A 15,241-nucleotide genomic window follows, 5' to 3' on the forward strand; every position below is an offset into this window, starting at 1 on the left:
CCGAGGAGTTGTCATGTGCGATCACCATCATGCTGCGCGACATATTTTATGTCCCCAATGTGATTTGCTGGTGGCTTTGCCGCAGCTTGAGCATCGCCAGAAAGCCGCCTGCCCGCGCTGCGGTACAACGTTAACCACCACGTGGGACGCGCCTCGCCAGCGTCCCACGGCTTACGCGCTGGTCGCGCTATTTATGCTGCTGCTGGCCAACCTGTTTCCTTTTATCTATATGAAAGTGGGTGGCATCAGCAGCGAAATAGAGCTGCTGGAAATTCCCAACGTGCTGTTTACCGAGGATTACGCCAGCCTTGGCACCTTCTTTTTACTCTTTGTGCAACTGGTACCGGCGTTTTGCCTGGTCACCATTTTGTTGCTGGTCAATCGGGTCAGGATGCCCCTCGGCCTGAAGGCATTCCTGGCGCGTATTCTGTTTCACCTCAAGACCTGGGGCATGGCGGAAATCTTTCTTGCCGGCGTGCTGGTCAGCTTCGTCAAACTGATGGCCTACGGCGATATCGGCATCGGCCTAAGCTTTATTCCCTGGTGCATGTTTTGCCTGCTGCAGTTACGTACCTTCCAGTGCGTCGACCGCCGCTGGTTGTGGGATGATATTGCCCCCATGCCGGCGATTACCCAACCGCTGAAAATTGGGGTTGCCGGGATCCGCCAGGGGCTGCGCTCCTGCGCCTGTTGTACGGCGGTGTTACCGGTCGACCAAACGGTCTGTCCGCGCTGTCACAGCAAAGGAACGGCGCGGCGTAAAAATAGCCTGCAGTGGACGCTTGCGCTGCTGGTGACCTCATTTATTCTCTATCTTCCCGCCAATATTATGCCCATCATGATCACCGATCTGCTGGGCGATAAAATGCCGTCGACCATTATGGCCGGGGTGGTTTTACTGTGGAGCGAAGGCTCTTATCCGGTGGCGCTGGTGATTTTTATCGCCAGTATTATGGTGCCGACGCTGAAGATGATCGCCATCGCCTGGCTGTGCTGGAATGCCAACGGTAACGGTGCGCGCGATTCGGAACGCATGCATCTGATTTATGAAGTGGTGGAATTTGTTGGCCGCTGGTCAATGATTGACGTTTTTGTCATCGCCGTGCTCTCTGCGCTGGTGCGCATGGGAGGGTTGATGAATATCTATCCCGCCATCGGCGCGGTCATGTTTGCGCTGGTGGTGGTGATGACCATGTTTTCAGCGATGACGTTTGATCCCCGTTTACTGTGGGATCGTGAGCCAGATTCAAGCCATGAGGAAATACAACAACATGGAAAATAAGAGCGGAGAAGCGAAAGTGCAGAAGGTGAAGAACTGGTCACCGGTGTGGATCTTCCCTATCGTCACTGCGCTGATCGGGGCGTGGATCCTGTTTTATCATTACAGCCATCAGGGACCAGAGGTCACGCTGATCACCACCAACGCGGAAGGCATTGAAGGGGGAAAAACCCGGATCAAGAGCCGCAGCGTGGATGTTGGGGTGGTAGAGAGCGCGACGCTGACTGACGATTTAACCCATGTGGAAATCAAAGCTCGCCTCAATTCCGGGATGCAGAAATTACTGCATAACGATTCCGTCTTCTGGGTGGTGAAACCACAGGTAGGGCGCGAGGGGATCAGTGGCCTCGGGACATTATTGTCCGGGGCCTATATTGAACTGCAGCCGGGGTCGAAAGGTTCGGTGCCGGCGCAGTATCCGCTGCTGGATTCTCCGCCACTGGCCTCGCCGGATGCCAAGGGGATCCGTATTTTGCTGGAAAGCAGCAAAGCGGGCCAGCTTTCGCCAGGCGATCCGGTGCTGTTCCGCGGCTATCGCGTGGGGTCGGTGGAAACCAGCACTTTTGATGCGCAAAAACGGCATATCACTTATCAGCTGTTCATCAATGCGCCAAACGACCGCCTGGTGACCAGCAACGTTCGCTTCTGGAAGGACAGTGGGATCGCCGTTGATTTGACCGCGGCGGGGATGCGCGTCGAGATGGGCTCGTTGTCGACGCTGTTTGGCGGCGGCGTGAGCTTCGATATTCCGGAAGGACTGGATCTCGGCGAGCCGGTGGCGAACAAAACGGAATACCACCTGTTTGACGATCAGAAGAGCATCCAGGATTCGGTCTTTACCGAACATATCGACTACGTCATGTTCTTCAAAGACTCGGTTCGTGGCCTGCAGCCTGGTGCACCAGTAGAGTTCCGCGGTATCCGTCTGGGAACCGTCGGCAAAGTGCCGTTCTTTATTCCTGGGCTGAAGCAGCGTTTGAACGATGACTATCGTATTCCGGTGGAAGTGCGGGTTGAACCGCAACGTCTGATTAACCAGCTCGGTGGCGATCCGAATATTCGTGCCCACATTGACGATCTGATCAACCGCGGACTGCGCGGCTCGCTGAAGACCGGCAACCTGGTGACCGGCGCGCTGTATATCGATCTCGACTTCTATCCGAAAGCGCCGCCGCGCGGGAAAATTCAGGAGTTTAACGGCTATCCGATTATCCCGACCATTAGCGGTGGACTGGCGCAGATCCAGCAGCGTCTGATGGATGCGTTGGATAAAATCAATAACCTGCCGCTCAATCCGCTACTGGAGCAGGCGACCAGTACGCTGGCGCAAAGCGAGAAGACCATGCAGCACGTGCAGACCACGCTGGATAGTCTGAATAAGATCACCTCCAGTCAGTCGATGCAGCAGTTGCCTGCTGATATGCAGACGACGCTGCGCGAACTGAACCGCAGTATGCAGGGCTTCCAGCCGGGCTCCGCGGCCTACAATAAGATGGTGGCCGATATGCAGCGTCTGGATCAGGTGCTGCGTGAACTGCAGCCGGTCCTGAAAACGCTCAATGATAAGAGCAATGCGCTGGTATTTGAGGCGAAGGATAAAAAAGACCCACAGCCGAAGGGAGCGAAATAATGAAAAAATGGTTACTGGCAGCAGCCGTTTGCGCGCTGACGGCGTGCAGTAGCGGCGGCGAGAGCAAAACATACTACCAACTGCCGGTGGTGCAGGGCGGCGCACAGAGCGCAGCCAGCCAGGGGGCTCGCCTGCTGTGGGTTGAGCAGATCAGCATCCCGGATTATCTGGCGGGCAATGGAGTGGTCTATCAGACCACCGATGTGCAGTATGTGATCGCCAGTAATAATCTGTGGGCCAGCCCGCTGGACCAGCAGCTGCGTACTACGCTGGTGGCAAACCTCAGCCAGCAGTTGCCGGGCTGGGTAGTGTCGTCCCAACCGTTGGGCAGCGAGCAGGATACGCTCAATGTGGCGGTAAATGGCTTTCACGGGCGCTACGACGGGCGGGTTATCGTCAGCGGCGAGTGGTTATTGAAGCATCAGGGACAGCTGATTAAGCGCCCGTTTAACATCGTGCTCAAGCAGCAGCAGGATGGCTATGATGCGATGGTGAAAACCCTGGCGCAGGCGTGGAGCCAGGAGGCGGCGGCCATTGCCGGCGAGCTTAACCGTCTGCCATAAGTAAAATTCATAAAAGTGATATGCCGCGCGGTTCATCTGAGCCGCGCGGCATTTTTTTTTGCCAGGTCAGTTCGTTAGCAACCGCGGCGCTGAATGAACAAAAAATGAACTCTTATATAGGTCACAAATATGACACTGGCGTGAATTTTGCGCATTGACGTTGCCTTCATTTCGCGGTATTCGTAACCCGTGGCTGCATAATTTGCGACCACTGTTTTCTTTTCCACCAGATCAAAGAATGAGGGAAACGAGGCATGAAGAGACAAAAACGAGATCGCCTGGAACGGGCACATCAACGTGGATATCAAGCGGGTATCGCGGGAAGATCGAAAGAAATGTGTCCATACCAGAGCTTGAATCAACGCTCATGGTGGCTGGGAGGCTGGCGAGAAGCCATGGAGGACAGGGTACTAACGGCCTGACACTGTCTCTTTAAAAAAGAAGCCTCCGCATAGCGGGGGCTTCGCCTTTTAATCGCTGCCGATGATTATCAGAAAGCGGAAGTATCCTGGAACAGGCCTACTTTCAGATCGTTCGCGGTATAGATCAGACGATCGTCAACCAGCACTTCGCCATCCGCCAGGCCCATAATCAGACGACGGTTAACAATGCGCTTGAAGTGGATGCGGTAGGTGACTTTTTTCGCGGTCGGCAGAACCTGACCGGTGAATTTCACTTCGCCAACGCCCAGCGCACGGCCTTTGCCTTCGCCGCCGAGCCAGCCAAGATAGAACCCGACCAACTGCCACATCGCATCCAGGCCCAGGCAGCCCGGCATCACCGGATCGCCGATGAAGTGGCAACCGAAGAACCACAGGTCCGGGTTGATGTCGAGTTCTGCCTCAACATAACCTTTGTCATAGTTACCACCGGTTTCGCTCATTTTGATGACGCGGTCCATCATCAGCATGTTTGGTGCTGGCAACTGCGGGCCTTTCGCGCCGAACAGTTCACCACGACCAGAGGCAAGAAGATCTTCTTTTGTATAGGATTCGCGTTTATCTACCATGTTTTCAGTAAGCCTTATTTTAAGTTCGGGACGCAGGATAGCTAACACGTGTAAGCTGAACAAGTCCGATCAGTTAGAACTTGTCCCACCTAACCAGCGTAGCGGCCACGGAAAACGATGGCGAGTCTCTTGCTGGGTCGCCTGCGCTATCCGCTCCTGAATGGTTTGTCGCAGCGTCTGCCCTTCACCGTCCCACATCAGTTGGGTCAGCATCGGCAGCGCTTCGGTGATATCTTCAATTGCCCAGATGGAAAACTGATTCTCGGCAACGGCCTGACGTAACTCGTGGCTCAGGCTGAGATGGCGAACGTTGGCGACTGGGATAATGACGCCTTGTTTACCGGTTAAGCCGCGCTGCTGACAGATAGTGAAGAATCCTTCAATTTTTTCATTCAGACCGCCGACCGGCTGCACGCGACCAAACTGGTCGACGGAACCGGTAATTGCGATGCTCTGATTAATCGGCACATTGGCCAGCGCGCTGATTAAGGCGCAGAGTTCGGCCATGGAGGCGCTGTCGCCGTCCACTTCACTGTACGACTGTTCGAAGGTCAGCGAAGCGGAGAAGGGAAGCTGCTGCTCCAGCTCCAGCTCGGACATCAGAAAAGCCTGCATGATCATCATGCCCTTCGCATGAATATTGCCGCCCAGCTCGGCTTTGCGTTCGACGTCGATAAATTCGCCGTCGCCAATGTGCACGACACAGCTGATGCGCGAAGGTTCACCGAACGCGCGCGGATGGCCGGGAAATTCAATCACCGACAGGGCGTTGATCTGTCCGACGCATTCGCCTTCGGTTTCAATCAGGATCTGTTCCTGCAGGATTTCATCCTGCATTCGTTCTGCGAGGTAGCCTTCACGCCACTCCCGGCGTGCCAGCATCGTCTGCATTTCTTCGCCAGTAATCTCCTCGCCCTCGCAGAATGCGGCGGCCTCCCGCAGCTGGCGGGCTATCCATAGCGGACTGAGCGGCAGGGTCTCCTGATCGCCGGTATAGCGCGTCCCCTCATCGATCAGCAGTGGCCAGGCGTCGGCCGCCGGACCTGGCAGCGTCAGCTGCTGGGCATTTTGCCATACCCACTGGCACCAGGCTTTCAGCGTCTCGGCGTCAGCAAACTGCAAAGTGTCTTCATACTCACTGTAGATCGCCTGAGCACAAAGCTCTGGTTCCATTTCCTGGAAATCCGCCAGCGATTCGCGTTCGCCGACCAGCATGACTTTCAGGCTCAGCGGCATGGAGGGAATGCTGACCGGCAGCGGGCGTGACTCATCGATGGAGAGCCAGTCAAACCGCTGACGGGTCACCATATTTTTCAGGCGCACCCACAGCAGCGGTTGCGCCAGCAGTGTACGAAGCGAGATTACCAGCACGCCACCATTGGCCTGATGAACCAGGCCTGGCTGGAGGGTGATGCCACCGTTAAACTGGCGTACGCAGCCAAATAGCTGTTCCGCCTCTACCCAATCGGCCGCGACGACCGGAGCGGTGCTGGCAAAATTATCCTCTGCACGTTGTGCCGGGGAGAGCGTCACGCGAGCGCCGTCAATGTCATAGCGGACCCCGTAGAGCGGGGCGGCAGGTTCATGCAGCGTGCGGGTTTCTGCCGTCAGCCATTGCAGATACTCCGGTTCTTCGGGGGCTTTCACCAGCATGAAGGAGGAGACTGCCGGCGTGCACAGCAATTGCTCAAGCGCGTAGAACAAACGCGGCTGCAGATCGCCCGAGAGGGAGGGGGCCGGTTGAGAGAGATCAGCTTGGGCAAACAGCGCCTGATAAGGTTCCATATCGGGCGCAAGGTCGGTTCGGGTCAGTTTCGTAATGGTCAAAGTCGCTGTTTTTTAGTTAGATGTAAAGCGCGCAATTATACCTGATGCCGCGACTGAGCACACGGAGGATTATGATTACCCCAATGATTCCCCGGCCATACACATCACGAATAATGATTTATATTCAGCACATCAGGAAAAAACTGATATCCTGAAATGAGTTACACGGTCACATTGAGATCGCAATGAAATATCAACAACTGGAAAATCTTGAAAGCGGCTGGAAATGGAAATATCTGGTAAAGAAGCACCGGGAAGGTGAGCTGATTACCCGCTACATTGAGGCCAGCGCTGCGCAAGCTGCGGTAGATGACTTGCTGACGCTCGAGAATGAACCTGTGCTGGTGCATGCCTGGATTGAGCAGCATATGAATCCGGCGCTGATGAACCGCATGAAGCAGACTATCCGTGCACGGCGGAAACGGCATTTTAACGCGGAGCATCAGCACACGCGCAAGAAGTCTATCGATCTTGAGTTTGTCGTCTGGCAGCGTCTTGCCGGCCTGGCGCAGCGGCGGGGTAAAACCTTGTCTGAAACCATTGTGCAGCTGATTGAGGATGCTGAGCATAAAGAGAAGTATGCCAGCAAAATGTCGAGCCTGAAGCACGATCTGCAGGAACTGTTAGGCAAAGAGTAGCCTGTACGGCCAGTCAGGGGCTACCCTGATATGGAGGCTACCACCGCGAAAGCGAGCGAGAAGACATAAAAAAACCCGCCGAGGCGGGTTTTTTCATCAGTTCTAACTTAAGCCGCTGGCTGAGTTACAACTTCTTTGTAGCCTTTAACTTCGATCTCTACACGACGATCCGGGGCCAGGCAGTCGATCAGTGCAGCGCGAGCTTTCACGTTGTCACAGGTGTTGCCAGTAACCGGGTTGGATTTACCCATACCGCGTGCGGAGATTTTGCCTGCCGGGATGCCTTTAGCAACCAGGTAGTCAACAACGGACTGAGCACGTTTCTCAGACAGCTGCTGGTTGTAAGCTTCGGAACCGATACGGTCGGTGAAGCCCATAACAACTGCAGAACCGTCTTTCGGATCCATGTTGCTCAGCTGGGTGTACAGCTGATCCAGAGCCTGCTGACCTTCCGGTTTCAGGGTTGCTTTGTTGAAGTTGAACAGAACGTCAGACTTCAGGGTGAAGTGCTTGGTAGTCACTTCCGGAGCCGGAGCCGGAGCCGGAGCTACAACCGGTGCAGCATCTTCCTGACCGAAACGGTAGGAAACACCCACGCTCAGCATGCCGTTGTCCGGACGAACGCCAACGGTGCCCGCGTCGCCAATGTTGTTAACCCACTGGTATTCCAGACGGGTAGCGATGTCACGAGTCACAGCCCACTCTACGCCGCCAGCAAATACCGGAGAAACGCCAGTGTCGTGGTTGTCGCCAGCGATGCTGTTGCTGGAGTCTGCGCGCCATACCATGCCGCCCAGACGGGTGTAGATGTCCAGATCGTCAGTGATCGGGTAACCCAGTTTAGCGGTCAGCTGAACGCCCTGAGCTTTGAATGCGCCATTAACCTGGTCGCCTTTGTACGGCATACGGCCCAGCCAGTCGTAACCCATTTCGAAACCGAGGTACGGGTTAACCTGGTAACCACCGAACGCACCAGCGCCCAGCTGGCTTTCGTGGGTCGGACCATTGTTGTTCAGAGAGCTGTTGTACCAGCCAGTGTCATGGAACTGGGACCAACCCAGTTTACCACCTGCATACCAGGTGTTATCTTTCGGAGCGGCCTGCGCTACGGTAGCGAAGCCAGCCAGTGCCACTGCAATCGCGATAGCTGTCTTTTTCATTTTTTGCGCCTCATTATCATCCAAAATTCGCCATGAAGTTACAAAAGACCTCACGGTTAAATCCTTCACCCGGGGCGTGACTTGTTGTTAACTATGCTGATACATGCAGCGTAAGCCGATCACCCCTGGCGATGTAAAGTCTACAACTTAGTTCGAAACTTACAAGTGTGAACTCTGTCAGGCATATGAAAAAAAAGGGTTGTGTACACAATATTTAACAAATATGGTTGATTTTCGTACGCAGAAAAAAGGCAGAAATGCCCGTGTGACAGGCATTCCGCGAAAAAGACCCTGAAAAACGCTGTGGCTTTACCATCGGTAAAAAAAATTCCAGGAATAATCCTAATTTCACTCAATGATACAAATTTGAGTGAATTTTTAGCCCGTTGAGTTGTCTGCCGAGCGTGCCTTGATTTCTCACCGGGCGCATGATGAATCCCATCGCGCAACCTTCCTGGGCTGCATTGACCAGACGCTCATGCTCTTCTGCGGTTAGCTCCTCCGTTAGCCAGCAGATAACCACACTATAATTACCGGTGCGCAGCGCGCGGATCATCGAGTCTATGGTATGGCAGGGGGACAGCTGGCTAATTTGCATGACTTTAGACAGCGGTAGACCGGCAGACTGGACCCACTCGCGGCTAAGCTTTTGTTGCGGCGTGAGCCACAGCTGCCAGCGAGATTGTTGACCCAGCTGTTGTAATAAAGGTAGCAGCAGTAACTGGGTCATCATGGGTTGATCTTCACGATAGACAATTTCACTGATCAGCCCATTGGCGGTCTGTTCGCCAGAACGATGAGCGTAGTGGCCTGCAGAAGCAGAAGCCTGTGCTGAACGATTTGCGTGAGCTGAAGTAAACATAGTCTATCCCGCCTGTAGTTACTGTATGCATATACAGTATATCTACCTGGGGAAAAGATCAACCGCAATTTGCCATTTTGCTGGCTGAAATTTAATCATTTCCAGGCGCGTCTTATCTATAGAGATGCGCACCTCTCCTCAACAATATCCTTCACGCGGGCTAATCATTTCTTTCCACCCTGTTGATTGCAGCAACGTCAGCGATTTTCTGAAAGCGTCTCGCAAAACCGCGTTCTGGTGGAAAAGTCGGCGAAAATCATCTTGCTGCTGTTCGGGAAGTCCCTTATGTTTTCTCTTAGCGGATCCGTTAACAACTTAAGTTTAATTACATGATTAACAAAGGAATGATCATGAGAAAACTAGTATGTCCGCGGTTCCCGCAATTTCAGGCCTGCGTCTCGCCGCTGGGTCAGTTACATTCTCGTCCGCTTTTTGGCGGCTATAGCCTGGCCATTGATGATACGGTGTTTGCGATGGTGGCAGAGGGGGATATTTACCTGAGAGCCTGCGAGCAGAGCGCCGCGTATCGGGTTGAACATCGTAATCCTTTATTAACGCTGCGCCGACACGGGCGCATCGTGCCAATGAAGTATTATCAAATTGACGACGCATTGTGGCGCGATGAAACACAGCTTTTTCGGCTGTCGCTGCTGTCGTGGCAAAGCGCCCAGCGTGAAAAGTACCACCGTCGGGAGTCTGGCCGCCTGAAGGATTTACCCAATATCAGCTTTCATATGGAATTGCAGCTGATCCACGCGGGCATACCGGATGTCAGGACGCTTCGGGAGGTAGGCGCTCAGCAGGCCTGGCAACGGCTGCGAGAAAACAACGCCTCCTTGTCGGTCAACGTCTTGCTGGCGCTGGATGGGGCGATTGTCGGCGTTCACACCGCTGCGCTCCCGACGCTGCGGCGTCAGGAGCTGCTCGAATGGGCTGGAGCCCGCTAGCGGACGACCACCGTTATTCTGTTTGAGCGTGGACGCGCTGTTGCAGGCGGCAAATTTCAGGCAGCAGCGCGAGCAACAAGCCAATCTGCTGCAATACCAGCGGCTCTTTACTATCCGCGCGCGGTTCCAGGTGTTGGATCCGGCTTTGCAGGCTGCTCAAAGACTTCTGCACCCGATGTTCATCGGCGGGGGGATGGTGCAGGGCGTCATCAACATAACAAACGGCATCATCCAACAGGGCAAGGATATCGGGGGTGGACAGTTTTTCCCGATGCGCGCCGAGAGCGGAGATGTAGCTGGTGAAGGTATGGTTGAGACACAGCAAGCGAAAAGCGGTCTCGCGCTGGGCGCCATCCGCGCGCGGTTCAGTCGACAAATTCGAGACCACGGAGGCCAGTTCGGCATCACGGTTGTAGGCATCACGGCGGGCGACACGATAGGCCAGACGGTTGTCGCGGCCCTGGTGATACTGCTCCAGAATGGCATCCAGATAACGGCAGTTCGCGTTCATCGCCCGGTCCAGGACGCGCGGCAGATTGCGAAATTTCCAGTCCGGCCAGATGAAGCTGACCGCCGCCCAGGCGATGGCGCAGCCGATCAGGGTATCAATGATGCGCGGCAGCGCGACCTCAAAGCCTTCGCCAAGCAGGTTAAAGCACAGCAGCACCAGCAGCGTAATAAACATGGTGGCATGGGCGTACTGCACGTTACGAAAGGCAAAGAACAGCACGCCGGTGAGCACGATCAACACCAGTTGCCCTTCAATCGAAGGCACCAGCAGCAGGACGGGCAGGCCGATCGCCACCCCCACCAGCGTGCCGATGATCCTCAGCGCCAGTCGGTGGCGGGTGGCGTTATAGTTCGGCTGACAGACAAACAGGCTGGTCAGCAGGATCCAGTAGCCATGCTGGAGCCCGGTAAACTGGATAAAGGCATAGCCGGCGCAGAGGACCAGCGACATACGTACCGCGTGGCGAAAGAGAGCGGACTCCGGTGACATGTTGCGCCGCAGACGCAGCCAGATGTCGTTCAACCCGCCGAGTCTGTCGTCGGCCAACAGCGTCTCGGTGTTGCTCCCGGCAGGCGCGTTCGTTTGCACAGATTCAATCGTGGCCAACTGCGCATCGATAGCGCGCAGGTTATTGAGTAAAAAGCCAAGGGCATTGATCTGCTCGTCGGACGCGCCGCTGGCGCGCACGCGGTCGAGCGCGGCGTCGAGATGCATAAACGCGCGTTCAAATTGGGCGTCATGCTGGTAGGGTTCGCGCAGCAAAATCGCCCGTGAAAGTTTCTGGCAGGCCTGGGCCTGCATCGAGAGCATGCGCTGGAAACGGAACATCACATCGCTGTAGCGGAATTGATCGCGTAAGGTCTGGTACTGAATATGCGATGAGCTGGCGCGTTCGTGGATATCCTGGGCCACAAAATAGTACTGCAGCGTGCGGCGGGTGCCGCGCTGGCCCCGGTCGCCTCGCAGCCTGGTCAACAATGAGACCTTAGTTTGATTGAGCGTGGCCACCAACTGGCCGTTGGCGAGGGCCAGATCGTACAACGGCGCCTGGCTCTCATCCTCCAGATCGGGATCAAACAGCCGGGATTTGAGCTCAAGATAGCGGGCCAGTTGCTCATAGCTGCGCGCCAGGTTGTCCTGTAGCGGTCGAATCGGAAATATCAGGTGCCCGGACAGTGTCAGTAGGTTGTACCACACGGCGCCCGCCAGCAGAAACAACGGCTGCAGATACCAGTGATCGTACAGCGTGACGCCGAGCATCGTGTAAATGGCGATGAGCAGGGCGCCGAAGGCGATAGTGGCATAGCGCTGACCGAGGCCGCCGAGCAAAATAAAGCCAATGGTAGACACGGTGAGGCCAAGAGCAAACAGCGGCGGCCACGGAAACAGCAGCTCCACGGAGGCGGAGGCGATGAAAAAACAGACCAGGGTAATGGCGAGGTTGCGCAGACGACCGGTCAGCCGGTCGTCGAGGTCGGTCAGGGCCGCGGCAACAACGCCAAGGGTGAGAGGGATGGTCAGTTTGACTTCGCCGATCCACCAGGGAAACAGCGTTGTGCCGCAGAGCGCGATAAAGATCCGTACGTTATAAAGCCAGGCACTGTTCCAGGTATAGCGGCGTAGCAGGGGGCTAATCATGTCCGTGTTCCGTTCGGTTACTGAAAGCGACGACGCGCATTGGCTTCACGTGCGGCACGCGCGGTTTCCACAGAGACGACCCTGCGCCCTACCGGCCAAAGGGCAATGGCAGCAATTTTAAAATTCGCGATCCCCACCGGGATGCCAATAATGGTTAGACATTGAGCTATGCCGCTGAAAATATGCATCAGGCACAACCACCAGCCAAAAAAAATGAACCACAGAATATTCAGCACGGTGCCGCCGGCGTTGAGAAGACCGTTTTTACGGCCCGGCTCCAGCTCATCGACATGAATCGCCTCGTTACCGTAAGGAAATAACGAGAGTCGGGTGATTTCCCAGCAGGAGCGGGTCAGCGGCAGCGTGACGACCAGAATGATGCTAACCAGCGTGGCGAGCAGCCAGCCTAAAGTGGTGGCGAAACCACCAAGGATAAAGTTCAAAATATTCAGAATGGTACGCATAAACCCTCGGTTTTGCCCTGTGGATAATAAGACCTGACAATTGTAACGTTTTTTTGCGCTGGAGCACCTGGTCCCGGGCGGTTAAACTGAAAAACAATCCACCCTGATTGAAAATCGACATTATATGGAACTTAAAGCGACAACATTGGGCAAACGCATGGCTCAGCACCCTTATGATCGGGTGCAGTTACTGAATGCCGGCGTAAAGGTTTCCGGCGACCGTCATGAGTATCTTATCCCTTTCAATCAGTTATTGTCAGTGCATTGTAAGCGCGGTCTGGTCTGGGGCGAACTAGAGTTTGTGCTGCCTGACAGCAAAGTCGTGCGTTTGCACGGTACCGAGTGGAGCGAAACACAGCGCTTCTATCACCATTTACAAGCACTCTGGGAGCAGTGGAGCGCGGAAATGAGCGACATCGCCGCAGGCGTGCTGAAGGAGCAGCTGGCGACGATCGAGCACACCCGTGCGCAAGGCAAATGGTTGACGCGTCAGCAGGTGGCGGATGTGCAGGATAACATTCGCCAGGCGTTGACTGGCTTGCCGATGCCCACCAGCCGGCTTGAAGCCTTTGACAACTGTCGGGAGCTGTGGCGGGAGTGTCAGCGCTGGTTAGGGGATATTGAAGCGACACGCCTGGCCCATAATCAGGCCTTCACCGAGGCGATGCTGGAGCAGTATCGCGGCTTTTTTGACGGCGTTGAGTCGTCCCCTCTTAATGCCTCACAGGCGCGGGCGGTGGTGAACGGTGAACATTCCCTGCTGGTGCTGGCGGGCGCGGGCAGCGGTAAAACCTCGGTGCTGGTGGCGCGGGCAGGCTGGCTGCTGGCGCGGGGAGAAGCGGCGGCAGAGCAAATTTTGCTGCTGGCATTCGGCCGCCAGGCAGCGCAGGAGATGGATGCGCGGATCCGCGAGCGTCTTGCATCAGACGATATCACTGCGCGTACCTTCCACTCGCTGGCGCTACATATTATTCAGCAGGGCAGCAAAAAAGTCCCCACCATCAGCAAACTGGAAAGCGATAGCGCAGCTCGTCAGGCGCTGCTCGTGAAAAGCTGGCAGCAGCAGTGTCAGGAGAAAAAAGCGCAGGCGAAAGGCTGGCGCCTGTGGCTGGAAGAGGAGATGGGCTGGCAACTACCGGAGGGGGATTTCTGGCAGGACAAGAAGGTGCAGCGGCGTATGGCCAGTCGGCTCGACCGCTGGGTTAGCCTGATGCGTATGCACGGTGGCTCCCAGGCAGAGATGATTGCCGGAGCGCCGGAGGCGGTACGCGATCAGTTCAGTAAACGGGTGAAGCTGATGTCGCCTCTGATGAAAGACTGGAAGGCGTCGCTGAAGGCTGAGAATGCGGTCGATTTTTCCGGCCTGATCCATCAGGCGGTCAATATTCTCGATAAAGGCCGCTTCGTCAGCCCATGGAAACACATTCTGGTGGATGAATTTCAGGATATCTCGCCGCAGCGGGCCTCGCTGTTGGCCGCATTACGCCGGCAGAATACCCAAACCACGCTATTTGCCGTCGGGGATGACTGGCAGGCGATTTACCGGTTCAGCGGGGCCCAGCTTTCCCTGACCACCGCGTTTAATCATTACTTTGGCGAAGGGGATAGCTGTGCGCTGGATACCACCTATCGCTTTAACGGCCGCATTGGCGAAATTGCCAATGGCTTTATCCAGCAGAATCCACATCAGTTAAGTAAACCGCTGAACAGCCTGACGGCGGGCGATAAAAAGGCCGTCACGCTGTTAGCCGATGATAAGCTGGATGATTTGCTGGATAAACTGAGCGGCTACGTTAAGCCCGAGCAGCGGATCCTGCTGCTTGCCCGCTACCATCATCTGAAGCCCGACGCGCTCAACAAGGCGGCGACGCGCTGGCCGCATCTGCAGCTTGATTTTATGACTATTCATGCCAGCAAAGGCCAGCAGGCGGACTATGTGATTGTGCTGGGACTGCAGGAGGGAGAGGATGCGTTTCCCGCGCCGGCGCGCGAGTCGATCATGGAGCAGGCGCTCCTGCCGCAGCCGGAAGATTTTCCTGATGCGGAGGAGCGGCGACTACTGTACGTGGCGATAACCCGCGCACGTCATCGGGTGTGGTTGTTGTTTAACAAAGCGCAACCTTCGCCATTTGTCGACATCCTGCAGGCCCTGGATGTGCCGGTTGCCAGGAAACCCTAATCACGGCTGGGTTATTTCAGGCGCTCGGCAAGATAGCGCGGATAATCCGGGATCAGAATATCGAGCGGCTGATTAAAGTGCGGTGACTGGATGATAAAGTCAGCGGTGGAGACGTTAGTGGCAACCGGAATGTTCCAGACGGTGGCCAGGCGCAGCAATGCTTTGACGTCCGGGTCGTGAGGCACAGCGTTCAGCGGATCCCAGAAGAAGATCAGCACGTCGATTTTCCCTTCTGAAATGAGCGCGCCAACCTGCTGGTCACCGCCCATCGGGCCGCTCAGCATGGCATGGACCTCCAGTCCGGTAGCCCGCGAGACCAGGTTACCGGTGGTGCCGGTGGCATACAAAACGTGTTGCGCCAGCAGCGCCTGATGGCGAGCGACCCATTTCATCAGCATATCTTTACAGTGATCGTGAGCCACCAGCGCGATATGTTTTTGCGCGGACAGGGTACGAGTTGTCAGTTCCATATTTTCATTCCACATTTTGACCTGCAGACAGATTACTGAATGTGGCTGCCGCTGCAAGCATCGG

Annotated in this window: 14 protein-coding genes; 7 read left to right on the forward strand and 7 right to left on the reverse strand. The window is 55.6% G+C overall.

Annotated features, from left to right (window positions below; translation table 11 throughout):
• Positions 1-13 precede the first annotated feature (13 nt).
• From pqiA to rmf, 4 genes are all read left to right on the forward strand, one after another.
• Positions 14-1,282, forward strand: coding sequence for a membrane integrity-associated transporter subunit PqiA (gene pqiA, locus CWM54_RS01125; protein WP_074386396.1), 1,269 nt, complete (start codon positions 14-16; stop codon positions 1,280-1,282).
• On the forward strand, positions 1,272-2,909 hold the full coding sequence (pqiB, locus tag CWM54_RS01130; RefSeq protein WP_061155157.1) for an intermembrane transport protein PqiB: 1,638 nt from the start codon (positions 1,272-1,274) through the stop codon (positions 2,907-2,909). Before pqiA ends, pqiB begins: the two co-directional genes overlap by 11 nt.
• Positions 2,909-3,472 carry a membrane integrity-associated transporter subunit PqiC gene (gene pqiC, locus CWM54_RS01135; protein ID WP_074386394.1) on the forward strand — a complete coding sequence of 188 codons (564 nt, stop codon included), beginning with the start codon at positions 2,909-2,911 and terminating at the stop codon, positions 3,470-3,472. The genes pqiB and pqiC overlap by 1 nt, the downstream gene beginning before the upstream one ends.
• A gap of 254 nt (positions 3,473-3,726) precedes the next feature.
• On the forward strand, positions 3,727-3,894 hold the full coding sequence (rmf, locus tag CWM54_RS01145) for a ribosome modulation factor (RefSeq protein ID WP_002898396.1): 168 nt from the start codon (positions 3,727-3,729) through the stop codon (positions 3,892-3,894).
• A gap of 68 nt (positions 3,895-3,962) precedes the next feature.
• Here the strand turns inward: rmf and fabA are convergent, their stop codons facing one another.
• Positions 3,963-4,481 carry a bifunctional 3-hydroxydecanoyl-ACP dehydratase/trans-2-decenoyl-ACP isomerase gene (gene fabA, locus CWM54_RS01150; RefSeq protein WP_012542300.1) on the reverse strand — a complete coding sequence of 173 codons (519 nt, stop codon included), beginning with the start codon at positions 4,479-4,481 and terminating at the stop codon, positions 3,963-3,965.
• A 69-nt stretch (positions 4,482-4,550) separates the two neighbouring features.
• The gene (locus tag CWM54_RS01155) at positions 4,551-6,308 is read right to left on the reverse strand and encodes an AAA family ATPase (RefSeq protein WP_061155155.1); all 1,758 of its coding nucleotides are present in this window, start codon (positions 6,306-6,308) and stop codon (positions 4,551-4,553) included.
• 185 nt (positions 6,309-6,493) lie between these two features.
• On the opposite strand from CWM54_RS01155, the gene matP reads away from it, so the two are divergent.
• A complete protein-coding gene (gene matP / locus CWM54_RS01160) occupies positions 6,494-6,946 on the forward strand; it encodes a macrodomain Ter protein MatP (protein WP_008805891.1) in 453 nt (150 codons plus the stop codon).
• Between the two features lie 107 nt (positions 6,947-7,053).
• Here matP and ompA read toward each other — a convergent pair whose 3' ends face one another.
• A complete protein-coding gene (ompA, locus tag CWM54_RS01165) occupies positions 7,054-8,106 on the reverse strand; it encodes a porin OmpA (protein WP_008805892.1) in 1,053 nt (350 codons plus the stop codon).
• Between the two features lie 352 nt (positions 8,107-8,458).
• Positions 8,459-8,968 carry an SOS-induced cell division inhibitor SulA gene (gene sulA, locus CWM54_RS01170; RefSeq protein ID WP_100681530.1) on the reverse strand — a complete coding sequence of 170 codons (510 nt, stop codon included), beginning with the start codon at positions 8,966-8,968 and terminating at the stop codon, positions 8,459-8,461.
• A gap of 350 nt (positions 8,969-9,318) precedes the next feature.
• Between sulA and CWM54_RS01175 the strand changes: the two genes are divergently transcribed.
• On the forward strand, positions 9,319-9,915 hold the full coding sequence (locus CWM54_RS01175) for a TfoX/Sxy family DNA transformation protein (RefSeq protein ID WP_100681529.1): 597 nt from the start codon (positions 9,319-9,321) through the stop codon (positions 9,913-9,915).
• A gap of 13 nt (positions 9,916-9,928) precedes the next feature.
• On the opposite strand, the gene yccS is transcribed toward CWM54_RS01175, so the two are convergent.
• Positions 9,929-12,064, reverse strand: a complete 2,136-nt coding sequence (yccS, locus tag CWM54_RS01180; protein WP_100695680.1) for a YccS family putative transporter — start codon at positions 12,062-12,064, stop codon at positions 9,929-9,931.
• Positions 12,065-12,081: 17 nt separating this feature from the next.
• The gene (locus CWM54_RS01185; RefSeq protein ID WP_012542294.1) at positions 12,082-12,528 is read right to left on the reverse strand and encodes a YccF domain-containing protein; all 447 of its coding nucleotides are present in this window, start codon (positions 12,526-12,528) and stop codon (positions 12,082-12,084) included.
• Positions 12,529-12,652: 124 nt separating this feature from the next.
• On the opposite strand from CWM54_RS01185, the gene helD reads away from it, so the two are divergent.
• Positions 12,653-14,707 carry a DNA helicase IV gene (helD, locus tag CWM54_RS01190; protein ID WP_100695682.1) on the forward strand — a complete coding sequence of 685 codons (2,055 nt, stop codon included), beginning with the start codon at positions 12,653-12,655 and terminating at the stop codon, positions 14,705-14,707.
• 11 nt (positions 14,708-14,718) lie between these two features.
• Here helD and mgsA read toward each other — a convergent pair whose 3' ends face one another.
• Positions 14,719-15,177 carry a methylglyoxal synthase gene (gene mgsA / locus CWM54_RS01195; RefSeq protein WP_100695684.1) on the reverse strand — a complete coding sequence of 153 codons (459 nt, stop codon included), beginning with the start codon at positions 15,175-15,177 and terminating at the stop codon, positions 14,719-14,721.
• Between the last annotated feature and the right edge of the window lie 64 nt (positions 15,178-15,241).

The sequence above is a fragment of the Klebsiella sp. D-Nf1 genome, from assembly GCF_002810515.1.
Taxonomy (GTDB): domain Bacteria; phylum Pseudomonadota; class Gammaproteobacteria; order Enterobacterales; family Enterobacteriaceae; genus Klebsiella; species Klebsiella variicola.